The 14,798-nt window shown below is 41.8% G+C and carries 14 protein-coding genes; all 14 read left to right on the plus strand.

All coding sequences use genetic code 11. From position 1 onward, the window contains the following. Nucleotides 1-9: 9 nt before the first annotated feature. Nucleotides 10-570 carry a transcription factor FapR gene (gene fapR, locus DYE54_RS00545; RefSeq protein WP_115309399.1) on the plus strand — a complete coding sequence of 187 codons (561 nt, stop codon included), beginning with the start codon at nt 10-12 and terminating at the stop codon, nt 568-570. A gap of 4 nt (nt 571-574) precedes the next feature. Then, a complete protein-coding gene (plsX, locus tag DYE54_RS00550; RefSeq protein WP_115309400.1) occupies nt 575-1,603 on the plus strand; it encodes a phosphate acyltransferase PlsX in 1,029 nt (342 codons plus the stop codon). Further along, on the plus strand, nt 1,587-2,582 hold the full coding sequence (locus DYE54_RS00555; RefSeq protein ID WP_115309401.1) for a beta-ketoacyl-ACP synthase III: 996 nt from the start codon (nt 1,587-1,589) through the stop codon (nt 2,580-2,582). Before plsX ends, DYE54_RS00555 begins: the two co-directional genes overlap by 17 nt. A 15-nt stretch (nt 2,583-2,597) precedes the next feature. Next, the gene (gene fabK / locus DYE54_RS00560) at nt 2,598-3,542 is read left to right on the plus strand and encodes an enoyl-[acyl-carrier-protein] reductase FabK (protein WP_115309402.1); all 945 of its coding nucleotides are present in this window, start codon (nt 2,598-2,600) and stop codon (nt 3,540-3,542) included. A gap of 17 nt (nt 3,543-3,559) precedes the next feature. After that, entirely contained in the window at nt 3,560-4,501 is a 942-nt protein-coding gene (fabD, locus tag DYE54_RS00565; RefSeq protein WP_115309403.1) for an ACP S-malonyltransferase, read from the plus strand. Between the two features lies 1 nt (nt 4,502). Further along, nucleotides 4,503-5,246: a 3-oxoacyl-[acyl-carrier-protein] reductase gene (gene fabG, locus DYE54_RS00570; protein WP_115309404.1), complete on the plus strand. Its 744-nt coding sequence runs from the start codon at nt 4,503-4,505 to the stop codon at nt 5,244-5,246. A 42-nt stretch (nt 5,247-5,288) separates the two neighbouring features. Beyond that, nucleotides 5,289-5,525: an acyl carrier protein gene (locus DYE54_RS00575; RefSeq protein ID WP_006554975.1), complete on the plus strand. Its 237-nt coding sequence runs from the start codon at nt 5,289-5,291 to the stop codon at nt 5,523-5,525. Between the two features lie 64 nt (nt 5,526-5,589). Then, nucleotides 5,590-6,546, plus strand: a complete 957-nt coding sequence (locus DYE54_RS00580; RefSeq protein WP_115309405.1) for an NAD(P)H-dependent flavin oxidoreductase — start codon at nt 5,590-5,592, stop codon at nt 6,544-6,546. A gap of 38 nt (nt 6,547-6,584) precedes the next feature. Beyond that, a complete protein-coding gene (fabF, locus tag DYE54_RS00585) occupies nt 6,585-7,829 on the plus strand; it encodes a beta-ketoacyl-ACP synthase II (protein ID WP_115309406.1) in 1,245 nt (414 codons plus the stop codon). After that, nucleotides 7,830-8,582 carry a ribonuclease III gene (gene rnc / locus DYE54_RS00590; RefSeq protein ID WP_115309407.1) on the plus strand — a complete coding sequence of 251 codons (753 nt, stop codon included), beginning with the start codon at nt 7,830-7,832 and terminating at the stop codon, nt 8,580-8,582. Nucleotides 8,583-8,647: 65 nt separating this feature from the next. Then, nucleotides 8,648-9,811, plus strand: a complete 1,164-nt coding sequence (locus tag DYE54_RS00595; protein ID WP_340148293.1) for an elongator complex protein 3 — start codon at nt 8,648-8,650, stop codon at nt 9,809-9,811. Between the two features lie 51 nt (nt 9,812-9,862). Then, a complete protein-coding gene (gene smc / locus DYE54_RS00600) occupies nt 9,863-13,414 on the plus strand; it encodes a chromosome segregation protein SMC (protein WP_115309408.1) in 3,552 nt (1,183 codons plus the stop codon). Further along, nucleotides 13,414-14,361, plus strand: coding sequence for a signal recognition particle-docking protein FtsY (gene ftsY / locus DYE54_RS00605; protein ID WP_115309409.1), 948 nt, complete (start codon nt 13,414-13,416; stop codon nt 14,359-14,361). The genes smc and ftsY overlap by 1 nt, the downstream gene beginning before the upstream one ends. Then, nucleotides 14,351-14,797 (plus strand): hypothetical protein, encoded by a 447-nt coding sequence (locus tag DYE54_RS00610; RefSeq protein WP_115309410.1) that lies wholly within the window; start codon nt 14,351-14,353, stop codon nt 14,795-14,797. The genes ftsY and DYE54_RS00610 overlap by 11 nt, the downstream gene beginning before the upstream one ends. Nucleotide 14,798: the final 1 nt, after the last annotated feature.

Consider the following 14,798-nt stretch of genomic DNA (forward strand, 5'->3'; position numbering starts at 1 on the left):
GGTGGTACCATGAGTCGGATAAAGAAACAAGAGCGACAGCAGTTATTGCAAGAAAAACTGAATAATACGCCCTTCGTTACCGATGAAGAGTTGGCCATCTTTTTTAATGTCAGCGTGCCAACAATTCGCCTTGATCGGTTAGAATTAGGGATTCCTGAGTTGCGGGAACGCATTAGAGCGCGTGTTGAAGGACTAGCACCAAGTGCTAATGATCATGGTCATATAGAAGTGGTAGGGGAATTAATTGATCTTACCGCTGGTGAACAAGGTCTTAGTATATTGCGGACGACGGATGACATGACGGACTGTAATGGGTATGTAGAGCCTCAGTATTTATATGCACAGGCTGATTCATTAGCTAAAGCTGTTTTGGGCGTTCCGGCTGCCTTAGCGGGCGTTGGCAATATTAAATATAAAAGTCCGGTTAAAGCGGATTGTAATTTAGTGGCCAAAGCCTCAGTGGTACGTCAACGAGGTGAAAAATATTTTATCTGGGTCACAATTAAGGATAAGGTAAAGGAAGTCTTTCGGGCGAAGTTCATAATGGAGCCCATTCAGAATAGGGTGTAAGTATATGAAAATTGCAGTAGATGCTATGGGCGGTGATTTTGCACCGTATGAAATTGTTCGCGGTGCCATTGATGCAGCAAAAGCATTTCCTAAGATAACAATAGTTTTAGTTGGCGATGAAGTGCGAATTCGCCAAGTATTAGAAGAATTTGGACAAGAGAATAACCCTCAGTTGATTATTCATCACGCTAGTGAAGTCATTGAAATGAGTGAGCATCCTGGCACAGCTGTGCGTAAGAAGAAAGATGCCTCTGTTATTGTAGCTACGCGTTTGGTGAAACAGAAAGTGTGTGACGCCGTTATTGCACCTGGCAGTACCGGTGCTGCTGTAGCAGCGGCCTTGTTTGGCCTTGGACGCATCAAAGGTATTGATCGACCAATGATTGCTACGCCAATTCCTACACCACAAGGGGTGACGGTCATGTTAGACTCTGGTGCTAATGCAAATTGTAAACCTAAGCATTTGGTACAAGGGGCTATTATGGGGTCGGAATATGCACGCCTTATGTTTGGTAAGGAGAATCCGACGGTAGGTTTACTAAATATTGGTGAGGAATCAACTAAGGGTAATGATTTATGTCTAACTACCTATCCTTTGTTAGAACAGCTTCAAACAATTCCTTTTAAAGGGAATGTAGAAGGCCGTGATATTCCTAAGGGGACGGTAGATGTAGTGGTGTGTGATGGCTTCACTGGCAATGTAGTGTTAAAGTTTGCTGAAGGCATGGTAGGCGTTATGACACAGCTTGTCAAAGAAGGTATCAAAAATGGTGGCATTTTTGCAAAAATTGGAGCTGCGTTAATTTATCCTGTATTTAAAAAGATACGAAAACGTCTTGATCATACAGAGAATGGCGGCGCTCCACTATTGGGTGTTAATGGTGTATTTTTAATTTCCCACGGCAGTTCTAAAGCTAAAGAAATTTTAACGGCGATTAAAATTGCTGGCGATTTAGTGGATCGTAAAATTATTCAAAACATTCAACATAGTATAGAAGAAGAAGGAGCTATCAAATATGACGATGTGGACTAAGCCAGTCGGTATTATTGGTACAGGCAGTTTTGTGCCAGATAATATTGTGACTAACGCTGATCTAGAAAAAATCGTAGACACGAATGATCAATGGATTCGTGAGCGCACCGGCATTGAAGAACGACGTATTGCGCCAGAAGGAATGAATGCGTCTGATATGGCTACGGAAGCAGCCCGTCGAGCTATGGCAAGTGCAGGCTTGACGGCCGAAGATATTGATTGTATTATTGTAGCGACTTTAACTGGCGATATGAGTATTCCTTCCACGGCTTGTTTGGTGCAGGCTAACTTGGGAGCGACGAATGCAGCGGCTTTTGATTTAGGTGCTGCTTGCTCTGGATTTGTATATGGCTTAATTACAGCGGGGAGCTATGTAAGTAACCAGTTGTTTAAACATGTACTTGTTATCGGCGTTGAAGTAATGTCCCGCGTTATTAATTGGCAAGACAGAGGTACCTGCGTCCTATTCGGTGATGGCGCTGGAGCTGCTGTGGTATCAACCGTTCCTGAAGGATATGGTATGCTAGGCATGGATATGGGCGCCAGTGGCGCTGGTGGTATGTCCTTATGTATTCCGTCCAGTGGTACGGCAATGATTCAAAATGATAAACGGATTGAAGAAGGGCTAACCTATATTCATATGGATGGCGCTGAAGTATATAAATTTGCGGTAAAAACTATGGGGCGTACAGCTCTTAAAGCATTAGAACGAGCTGGTCTAAAGTTAGAAGATTTGGATCGCTTCATTCCACACCAAGCAAATAAACGAATTATTGACTCGGCTGCTCATCGCTTAAAAATGCCAGAAGAAAAAGTATTTATTAATTTACCAAAATATGGTAATACATCGGCGGCGTCCATTGGTATTGCTTTGGATGAAGCGGTGCGGTCTGGCTTTATACAACGAGATCATACAGTCGCCTTTGCTGGCTTTGGGGCTGGCTTGACTTGGGCAGGCTTGGTAATGAAATGGTACTAAGGAGGAACAACCATCATGATTAAGACTGATATTTGTGATTTATTAGGGATTGAGTATCCTATATTCCAAGGTGGTATGGCTTGGCTTGGTACCGCTGAACTTGCTGCGGCTGTATCTGAAGGTGGCGGCCTCGGTATTATTGGGGCTGGTCATATGCCACCAGATGTATTTCGTAATGAAATTCATAAATTAAAAGAACGTACAAGTAAACCATTTGGTTGTAATATTATGTTAATGTCCCCATTTGTAAAAGAAGTTATGCAAGTGGTATTGGAAGAACGAGTACCGGTTATTACAACTGGGGCTGGTAATCCAAGTACATATGTGCCGGCTTTGAAAGAAATTGGTACTAAAGTTATTCCGGTAGTAGCCTCTGTTTTATTAGCGAAACGTTTGCTTCGTGGCGGTATTGATGCTGTGGTAGCTGAAGGTACTGAATCTGGCGGACATGTAGGGGAAATTACTACTATGTGTTTAATCCCTCAGATTGCTGATGCTGTTAATGTACCGGTTATTGCGGCTGGTGGTATTGCTGATGGCCGTGGGGCAGCCGCTGCTTTTGCTTTAGGTGCTAGTGCGGTACAGATGGGTAGTCGCTTTGTATTATCTGAAGAATGTATTGCTCATCCTAACTATAAGGAAGCGGTTCTTAAAGCAAAAGATCGTTCCACAGTAATGACTGGCCTTACAACAGGTCACCCAGTTCGTATTTTAGAAAATTTATTATCCCATCAATACCAAGAATTAGAATTTAGTGGGGCACCAAAAGAAAAATTAGAAGAACTTGGTGCAGGTGCACTTCGTAAAGCAGCTATTGAAGGGGACGTTAAAAATGGCTCTGTTATGATTGGTCAGATTTCTGGTATGTTACAAGATGTAAAACCATGTGCCCAAATCATTAAAGATATTATGAGCGAAACTGAAACCGTAATCGGTGGCTTACAGAAAATCATTAAATAATACAGGAGGCGTTACTAGTGAAAACAGCATTTGTATTTCCTGGCCAGGGTTCTCAAAAAGTAGGTATGCTTCAAGACTTATACAATGAATATGATATTGTAAAACAACGCTTTGCTGAAGCTGATGAAGCATTAGGCTATTCTATTTCTAAATTATGTTTTGAAGGTCCTGATACTGAATTAGTTAAGACAGCTAATACACAACCAGCTATTTTGACAGCTAGTGTAGCATGTTATGAAGTACTTAAAGAAAAAGGCTTTACTCCTGATATTGTAGGTGGTCATAGCCTAGGTGAATATAGTGCTTTAGTGGCAGCCGGTGTGCTTGATTTTAAAGATGCCGTATATGTAGTTCATAAACGTGGTGAATTTATGCAAGACGCTGTGCCATTAGGCGAAGGTGCTATGGCGGCTATTTTGGCATTACCTCGTGAAGAAGTAGTGGCTATTTGTGAAAAAGTAAATAATGAAGTAGGTTCTGTACAGGCGGTTAACTTTAACTGCCCAGGACAAATCGTTATTGCTGGGGCTACCGCAGCTGTAGAAAAAGCAGCGGAAGAAATGAAAGCCGCTGGCGCTAAACGAGCTGTTATGTTGCCAGTGAGTGCGCCTTTCCATAGTCGTTTGATGGAACCAGCAGCAGCTCGTTTAAAAGACGAATTAGATAAAATTACTGTTAAGAACGCAGAAATTCCAGTTGTTGTTAATGTAACTGGTAAAATTTTAACGGATGCTACTGCCATTAAAGAATCTTTAGTAGTGCAAGCAGCCCATCCAGTACTTTGGGAAGATTGTGTGGCCACTATGATTAATGAAGGCGTTGGGGCTTTTGTTGAAGTGGGTCCAGGCAAAGTATTGACAGGCTTTACGAAGAAAATTAATAAGGAAATGCAATTAGCGAATGTAGAAGATGTAGATTCCTTAGCAAAAACGCTTGAATTTTTACAGGGGGTTCGATAAAATGCATTTAACAGATAAAGTTGCGTTAGTAACTGGTGCATCCCGTGGTATTGGCCGTGCCATTGCTATTCTTATGGCTAAACAGGGGGCAGATGTAATTGTTAACTATAGTGGTAGCGAAGGCGCTGCTCAAGAAACGGTAGATGCCATTTTAGCACTTGGCCGCAAAGCAATTAAAGTAAAAGCTAATGTAGGCAATGCTGAAGAAGTGGCCGCTATGGTAGACGAAGCCCATACTGCATTTGGTCGTATCGATATTTTGGTTAATAATGCAGGTATCACTCGTGATGGTTTGCTTATGCGTATGAAAGATAGCGACTGGGATGATGTGATGAACATCAATCTAAAAGGCGTGTATTTAGTTACTAAAGCTGTTTCTAAAATCATGATGAAACAGCGGAGTGGCAAAATTGTTAATATGACATCTGTTGTTGGTGTAACTGGCAATGCTGGTCAAGCTAACTATAGCGCTTCTAAAGCAGGCGTAATTGGCTTTACTAAAACTTGTGCTAAAGAATTAGCTTCCCGTGGTATTACGGTGAATGCTATTGCACCAGGTTTTATTCACACCGATATGACCGATGTTTTACCTGATAAAGTGAAAGAAGCTATGGTTCACAATATTCCAGTAGGACGTATGGCTGAACCAGAAGAAGTAGCCGTTGTAGCTACCTTCTTGGCAAGTGATATGGCAAGCTATATTACTGGACAAGTCATTAATGTTGATGGCGGCATGGTAATGTAGGTACATATATAGCAAACAATAGTGAAAGGAGGTGAAATCACAATGACCACGTTTGATAAAGTAAAAGCGATCGTTGTGGAACAGTTAGGCGTTGACGAAGCTGAAGTTAAGATTGATTCTACATTCATTGACGACTTAGGAGCTGACTCCTTAGACATCGTTGAATTGATCATGGCTTTCGAAGAAGAATTCAATGTTGAAATTCCTGATGATGTAGCTGAAAAAATTAAAACAGTGAAAGATACGGTAGAATACATCGATTCTATCAAAGAAGCGTAAGACTTGTGCACCGTTAGGGGGCTTGGCGCCCCCTAGTCGGTATACGTAACAGGAGGAATTTATAGTGAAGCTCCCTGAACTTCGCATCGGAAATCTGGTGGCAAAGGTGCCCATTATTCAAGGTGGCATGGCAATCAGATTGTCTACAGCACGTCTTGCAGCGGCTGTAGCTAATGAAGGTGGCATTGGTCTCATTGCGGCCTCCGGTATGCCATTTGATGAATTACGTTATGAAATTAAATTAGCTCGAAAATTATCACCTACGGGTATTATTGGTATAAATGCAATGGTAGCAGCCTCTGGTTTTGCTGGCCTCGTGCGAACTGCTATTGAAGAAGGTATTGACCTTGTTGTGGCAGGCGCCGGTTTTTCTCGTGATATGTTTGGTATGGGGAAAGAATCAGGTACGCCCATTGTACCGATTGTGTCCTCTGGAAAACTCGCTCGTATTTCCGAAGGATTAGGTGCGGCAGCTGTCATCGTTGAAGGCAGTGAAGCTGGCGGTCATTTAGGTACGAATCGCTCATCTCGTGAAATTGTACCTGAAGTTGTAAAAGCCGTTAAAAATATTCCTGTAATTGGCGCGGGCGGCGTGTTAGACGGGAAAGATATTGTAGAAATGATTAAATTAGGGGCAAATGGTGTTCAAATGGGCAGTCGATTTGCAGCTAGTGTAGAATGCAATGCATCAGACGAATTGAAGAAAATGTACGTACGTACAACTAAAGCGGAAGATGTAGTGTTGATAGAAAGTCCAGTGGGTCTACCAGGACAGGCAATCCGTAATAAATTTGCCACCACTGTATTGGATGGTACTGTACCACCACCAACGGAATGTGATCGTTGTTTAAAACATTGCTCTCATAGATTTTGTCTAATTAAAGCATTGGAACGAGCACAGCAAGGAGATGTGGAAACTGGTTTAGTATTCTCCGGCAATAATATGCGCAAAGTAGATGAGATTTTGCCAGTTAAAGAAATTTTCAGTCGATTATTGAATGAAGTTTCTACTATTGATTAATGTATTTCAATGCATAGTTTACATGTGAGGTGAAATAATTGGAAAAACGTGTTGTTATTACTGGTTTAGGGGCTATAACGCCTGTAGGCACTGGTAAAGAGGCTTTTTATGAAGCGTTATTAGCAGGTAAATCTGGTATCGGTCCGATTACGCATTTTGATGCTTCTGAATATGCTACCCGCATTGCTGGTGAAGTGAAGGATTTTGATATTACTGAATATGGTGTAGAGAAGAAAGAGTCCCGTCGTATGGACCGTTCCTCTCAATTTGCAATCGCAGCAGCAGTTCTTGCTTTACGCGATTCTAAACTTGATTTGGATGAAGAAGATCGTGACCGTTGCGGTACTGTAGTAGGTACTGGTATCGGAGGGATTGATTCTATCCACGATGTATATGTAACGTTATTTGATAAAGGACCTAATCGTGTAAGTCCATTTGCAGTACCTATGATGATTGCTAACATGGTATCTGGTCGTGTATCTATTGAACTTGGCCTTCGTGGTCCAGCGATTACAGATATTACAGCTTGTGCTTCTGGCACTAATTCCATCGGGGATGCGTTCCGCATTGTAGCTCGTGGTGATGCTGATATTATGTTTGCTGGCGGTACTGAAGCAGCCATTTCTCCAGCAGCTGTAGCTGGTTTTGCAGCGATGAAAGCAATGTCTACACGCAATGATGAACCTGAAAAAGCATCACGCCCATTTGATGCAGACCGTGATGGTTTTGTAATGGGTGAAGGCGCTGGTATTGTAGTTCTTGAAGAATTAGAACATGCAAAAGCTCGTGGTGCACACATTTACGCTGAAGTTATTGGTTATGGTAGCAATGGTGATGCTTATCACATTACGGCACCAGCACCAGGTGGTTTACAAGCTCGTAAATGTATGGAACTTGCAATTAAAGATGCTGGCATTGACCCTAGTGAAATTAACTATATTAATGCTCATGGTACATCGACAGGCCTTAATGATAAAAATGAAACTTTGGCTATTAAAGAATTATTTGGTGAACATGCTAATACCTTAGCTATTAACTCCACTAAATCTATGACTGGCCATTTGTTAGGTGCTGCCGGGGCTATTGAAGCCATCGTAATGGCTATGGCTATTGAAACTGGCAAAATTCACCCAACAATTAACTTAACGAACCCAGATCCAGAACTTGATTTGGATTATGTAAAAGAAGGGGCTCGTGAGTTAAAAGTTAATTGTGCTCTTTCCAATTCCTTTGGTTTTGGTGGTCACAATGCGACGTTACTTGTTCGTCGTTACGAGGACTAATTGAGCGGCCGTAAGACTCATAAGACAATCTCGCACCAAGCTCGCGAAGCAGCGCTTCGAGAGCTTGTGGCGCGTTTGCGTATTCCTTTGACAGATATTAATTTGCTCGACAGAGCGTTTACGCATACGTCTTATGCAAATGAAAATAGAGCAGCTCGCGTTAAGCATAATGAGCGTCTTGAGTTTTTAGGAGATGCTGTATTAGACTTAATCATTGGCGAGTATCTGTTTACTACATATCCTCAAATGACTGAGGGTGAACTGACAAAGATAAAGGCTGCTACTGTATGTGAAACATCTTTAGCTACATGTAGCGCTAAGCTAAATTTTGGTAACTATTTATTATTAGGCCGAGGGGAAGCTACTTCTGGTGGTCGTGAAAGAGCTTCTATTTTAGCAGATACCTTTGAAGCTGTTATTGGTGCATTATATGTCAACACTTCCTATGAAGTGGCAGCGCAGTTCGTATTGAGTCATTTGAAAGGATATCTTGAAAAAGCCAAAGCTGGTAAGCTAGGTAAAGACTATAAAACTATGTTGCAAGAATATGTGCAACAAGATGGGGAAAAGCAAATTGTTTATACCTTATTGAGTGAGTCTGGACCTGACCATGATAAAATTTTCTGTATGGAAGTACGGATTGAAGGCACAGCCTATGGATCAGGAACTGGCAAGAGCAAGAAGGAAGCAGAACAAAATGCAGCACAGGTTACGTTGGACTATTTAATAGGTAAACGAGCTTGTCAGTTATAATTAGGTGTATGTAAATAGAGGAGCGGCTAATCCGCTCCTTTTTCGTATAGAAAGTGAGTATTCCTATGGCAGTACAGGATAAATTAAAGACTGAAATAACTAATACAAAATGCACCATGCAGTGCCATAAAAAATATGGGCTTATTCCTTTTTATATTCCCCATGCAGGTTGTCCTCAGCAGTGTGTGTTTTGTAATCAACATCGCATTGCCAGTGATGGCGTCCGTGCTACTGCTGTAGATGTGAAGACCACAATTGCTGAATATGTAGGCACTCAGCGTAATGAGAAATATTGGGAAGTGGCCTTTTATGGGGGGAGTTTTTCGGCTTTGCCAAGAGAAGTTCAAATCTCTTTACTCACTCCTGCGTATGAAGCATTACAGGCTGGACAAATCGATGGCATACGTTGTTCTACACGGCCTGATGCCTTAAGTGAAGAGGCTATTGATGTATTAGTCGCTTATGGTGTTGACACCGTAGAAGTTGGTGTACAGTCGATGAATGAGGCCATATTAACTAGGGCAAAGCGTGGTCATACGGCTACAGATGTGGTAGTAGCGGTACGACGTTTACAGAAGCGTGGTCTTACCGTAGGTATACAATTACTACCTGGTTTGCCTGGTGAAACGTGGCTTACATTAGTGCATACAGCGGTAGCAGTAGGCCGTTTACAACCGGATTTTGTGCGCATTTATCCTGTGCTTGTCATTGAGGATACGGAGCTGGCTGATGATGTGGCTAGAGGTCTTTATATACCTTTGACAGTAACGCAAGCTGTTAAATATAGTGCTTTTTTAAAAACTTATTTTGAAGATCGACACATTGAAGTGATTCGTACAGGTTTGCAAAGTACACCAGAATTAGATGCGGGTAAAGGTTTGGTGGGAGGACCTTATGAACCGGCTATGGGAGAACTGGTGGTTAATTACCAGTGGCAACAAAAATTAGAATATATATTGCAGTCTCATCGAGAGGCTCAAATATCCACCAATACATGTCATAGAGTATCAGCTACAGTCATATATCCACGCACACTTACTTCAAAATTGCGTGGTGAAAAACAACGGAATATGGAATACTTTGCCGCTGCATATAGTGAATATGATTGGCATTGGTGTCAGTGGGGGTCTAGAGCGGCTAAAGAGTATGACATATTGTCTATTTGTGGTGATGGAATTACAGAGAATGTGTGTTTGATTATCGATAATATTAGGTACACTGTGATATAATAAAAGGTACGTTATTATAAGCAATTTTGGGTTCACGGAAAGGTGGTTCGCATGCAGCTCTTACGATTAGAGTTAAAGGGGTTTAAGTCCTTTGCTGATAAAACAATTGTAAAATTTTCACCAGGCATGACAGCCATTGTCGGGCCTAATGGAAGTGGTAAAAGCAACATTACTGATGCTATGCGTTGGGTCTTAGGTGAATCAAATGTACGCCAATTACGTGGGCAAAAAGCAGAAGATATTATTTTCGCGGGCACAGAAAAACGTCGCCCCATGAGTACGGCAGAAGTGACTCTAGTTTTTGATAATAGTGATAAGCGTTTGCATCCTGATTTAGCTGAAGTGGCTTTGACTCGTCGTATTTATCGCAGTGGTGAAAGCGAATTCTATATTAATAAGAAAGCTTGTCGTTTAAAAGATATACAGGCTTTGTTAGCGGATACAGGATTGGGCCGTGACTCCATGGCGATTATTGGTCAGAATCGTGTGGACGCTATTTTAAATAGTAAACCAGAAGAACGACGTTTAATTTTTGAAGAAGTAGCAGGGATTGCTCGTTTCAAAATGAATAAAGAAGAATCGTTGCGTCGTATGGGACAAACAGACCGTAATATGGAACGGGTTGCTGATTTGATGGCTAATTTGGAAGAACAAATAGGGCCTTTACAAGAAAAAGCAACAAAAACTGAAACTCATGGTAAGTTGAGTCAGCGTAAGCGCCTGTATGATGGTGCGTTGGCATTTCATGATTTTAAGGTAGCGGATCGCTTATTCACTAAGCAAGAAAATGAAAAAATAGCATTAGAGCAAGAAGATATCGAAATACAGACTGAATTAGCTAAGGTAGCTAGTTCAGAGCAACGTTTAAAACTTCATAATGATGAACAACAACTAGCACTGCGTACTGCTGAAGAAGCCGTGGCGCAGGCACAGCGTGAAGAGGAACGGTTGCAGGGCGAAACGAACTTAGTAGAAGAGCAACTTCGCTCAGCTACAAAAGAGGTGCAAGAATTACAATATCGTCTGCATGAAATGGAAGCGACGATTGCTGGTGATGGGCAGAAAGTCTTAGTTCATGAAAAGCTTGTGGCAGATAGTGAAATAGAATTAGCCAAGCAAGTTGAATTAGTGACGCAAACAGAACGGGACTATGAGTTGGCTAGGACTCAGTTGCAAGCGACACAAGCAGCCTTTCAAGCCGTGCAAAAGGAAGCGGCCAGCCGCCATGAAGAACAATTAAATTTAGTAGGTCAAGTTGAAAAACATCGTTCTGAATTACTACGTGTGGAGGATGAGTTACAGTCAGCTCGTCATTTAGTACAGACACTCACTAAAGAAGTAGCTGAAGTGGCGACGGAAGAAGAAACCGCTTTAACAAAAGTATCGCAGTTAGAGTTGAGTAAAGCAGAGCAAGAGGCAATCCGTACGGCGCAACAGACGACCTTAAGCGAGTTACGTCGTAGCCGACAAGCACTGGAAAAAGCTTGTCAGATGGCACATCGTGAAGATCAGCGGTTAGAGGGCCGGTTGCAAGTATTATCGCAATGGACTGAACAGCATGAAGGTTATACAGAAGGGACCCGTAATGCATTACAAGCTAATGAAGGTTGGCGTAGTGAATTACATGGTGCTATTGGTGATTTATTTGCGGTAGAACCAAAATTTGTAACTGCGTTAGATATTGCCTTAGGTGGTAGTATTAATCATGTCGTAGCTAGTACATCGCGAGCAGCTGCAGATTGTATTGCGTATTTGAAACGAACGCAAGGGGGTCGCGTTACATTTTTACCGCTTGAAACGGTGAAGGGGCAACCACTTCAAACGCCGGCATTAGCCGAGTCTGGCGTATTAGGCCGTGCTGTTGATTGTATTACTTTTGAGGAAACGTATAGAGGTATCTTTACTTACTTATTAGGGCGAACCTTAGTCGTAGATACTATGGATCGAGCTATTGCGTTGCAGAAGAAGTATAAGCAACAACTGCGTATTGTTACCTTAGGAGGCGAACAATTTCAACCAGGTGGTTCTTTATCTGGTGGGGTGACTAAACGACGTAAAGCCTCTGTTATGGCACGTAAGGAAGAGTTGAGTACGCTTATGACCCAGCGTCAGGCTTTACAAAGTCAACTTGCCATTAATCAACGTAATTTACAAGAGCAAGAGGGACAAATAGAAGCTTTACTGGCTACTATGGACGAACAAAAAGATAGTTGGGATGAATTACATACGTTACTATTAACGACACGGACATTGTGTCAAGCTGCAAGCGAACGAAAACAGCGTAAAGAGCACTTACTAGCTGATAATATAGTGAAAGTATCTGACTTAGAAGAGTTGCATAAAGCACTCAGTCAGGATTTAGCTCAACAAGAAGCTAGTTTAGAGTCTTTGCAGGGGCAACAGGGTGCTCATAGTGAAGGAACAGTCACTTTAGAACAATTAGAAAGGCATCAGAAAGCGCAAGAACAAGCGAATATGGCTTGGAACGAAGCCCGTTTACAGTATGAACAAAGTCGTCAACAGCAGCTGTTTCGTCAAAATCAAATTGCTGAATGGAAAGCATCTATTGAAGCGAATACCTTAAAAATGGAACCGCTTCAAATGCAGTTAACGCGTCAAATTGAGTTAGCCAATATAACATTACCACAACAATTAGCGAGCCTAAGAGATTCGTGTGTGGTGCAAACGGCTAAAGCGAAAGTTTTGCAAAAAGAACGACAAGATTTGTATGAATTGCATAATACGCAGAAACAGGATTTAGAAAACTTAGCTAGTCAGCGCAGTGCGTTGGACATACGGCAAAAGCGTATTCAACAGCGGTTGTTACAAATGGAAGGGCAGTTAGCTAAGTATGAAATGAATAGTAATCAAGCTATTGCAAAGTTAGGTGAACTCGGTTTTACTAAAGAGGAAGCACAAGATATTCATTTGGATGGAGCTGTTGCTGATTGGCGACTAGAACAAGGACACTTGCAGAGCCAAATAGAAGCGTTGGGCCCTATTAATCCGGAAGCTGTTGTTGAATATGAAGAGGCTCTTAAAAAGCAAAAGTTCTATGAAGAACAACGGTCTGATTTGGAGTTAGCTAAACAACAATTAGAGTCGGTTATTGCCGAAATTGATAAAGCCATGTCTACGCAACTGAGTGAAGTATTGGAAATTGTTGGTGATCGATTCCAGACTGTTTTCAGTCAATTATTTAGTGGTGGCACGGCGCAGATTGTATTAACTGATGCGGAGCACATTTTAACAAGTGGTATAGATTTCTATATACAGCCACCAGGGAAAAAGCGGCAACAGTTGACCCTCTTGTCTGGTGGTGAACGTGCGCTAACCGTTATTGCGTTACTTTTTTCATTCTTAGACTATAGACCGGCGCCATTTTGTGTGCTTGATGAAGTGGATGCGGCATTGGATGAAGCCAATGTAGAACGTTTTGGCAGTTATTTACAGCGTTTAGGGGCGGATACACAGTTTATTGTTGTATCTCATCGTAAACGAACTATGGAAGCGGCTTTAGTATTACAAGGTGTTACCATGGTGGAACGAGGCGTTTCACGACTCTTAACAGTGGCCTTTGATGATATAGAGGAGGATATGTAATGGGATTTTGGAATCGTACGAAGCAGATGTTGGGCATTAGTAATGCCTTAGAAAATACAAAAAAGAAATTTACGGAAGCTATTGAAACTGTAGTTATTGGCTATGCTAAGATTGATGATGATTTTTTAGATGACTTAGAAGTAGCTATGATTACGGCTGATTTAGGCAGTAAAACGACGGAGTTATTGATGAAAGAAATTCGTCGTGGCGTTACAGAAGGTAAAATCAATCATACCAATGAAGTTATGGGGTATATTGAAGAGTATGTAACTAAGATTTTAGAAGATCAAGAAGAAACCTTAGAAATGCATTCTCCAGAAGTTATTTTAGTTGTTGGCGTTAATGGTGTAGGGAAGACAACAACAATTGCTAAATTGGCTCATTATTATAAAGAGGCGGGTAAAAAAGTTGTATTAGCAGCGGCCGATACATTCCGGGCAGCCGCTTCAGAGCAGTTATCAATTTGGGCAGAGCGGGCTGATGTGCCCATTGTTAAACATCAAGAAGGGGCTGACCCAGCAGCTGTAGTGTACGATGCGTTGGCATCCGCTAAAGCTCGAAATGCAGATATTGTTATTATTGATACAGCAGGGCGTTTACATACAAAGACAAACTTGATGGAAGAATTGAAAAAAATCGGTCGTGTGGCTGATCGTCAAGTGCCAGGGGCTCCTCATCAGACATTATTAATTTTAGATGGTACGACAGGGCAAAATGCAGTGAGCCAAGCAAAATTATTTGGCCAAGCTGTGCCAATTACAGGCATTATTGTTACAAAATTAGATGGTACCGCCAAGGGGGGCGTGGTGATTTCAATTAAGGAAGAATTGGGAGTTCCTGTTCGTTGGATTGGTATTGGCGAAAAAATTGATGACTTACAACCGTTCAACGCAAAGGAATTTGCCAATGCATTGTTTGATAAAGGAATGAGTAAGCATGAAAAATGAGATGAGTAGAGAAGAATTAGTGGCGTATGCTAAAGCGGAAAACCGTGCTAATAAGTATGGGGCTCCTACAGCTGCGATTGAAACATTAGGAGATTTATTAGCCTATGTAGGCAACGAGATGTATCGACCAGTAACGCGCCTCATGTTAGCTAATTGGGCTGAATTGAATGAACGAATTGACCATTTCTCAGACGAGGAATGGGCGTTTGCTAGTGATGTAGCTTCAAAAGTAGGCTTAGATAAACGTGTGGTAGCCTTGCTGATTGAAGTCTTGGAAGGGGCGGATACGCCTAAACAAGTAGAGGATAGCCAGCGTACTGAATTAAATGAAGAAGAACGTAAAGTATTGCAACAACATATTGAACGGGTTCGTGAAGAAGAAGCGGCACAGGCGGCAGCTGAAGCGAATCGATTACTAGCTGAAGAAGGTAAATAAT

The organism is Veillonella criceti, assembly GCF_900460315.1.
Lineage (GTDB): Bacteria > Bacillota > Negativicutes > Veillonellales > Veillonellaceae > Veillonella_A > Veillonella_A criceti.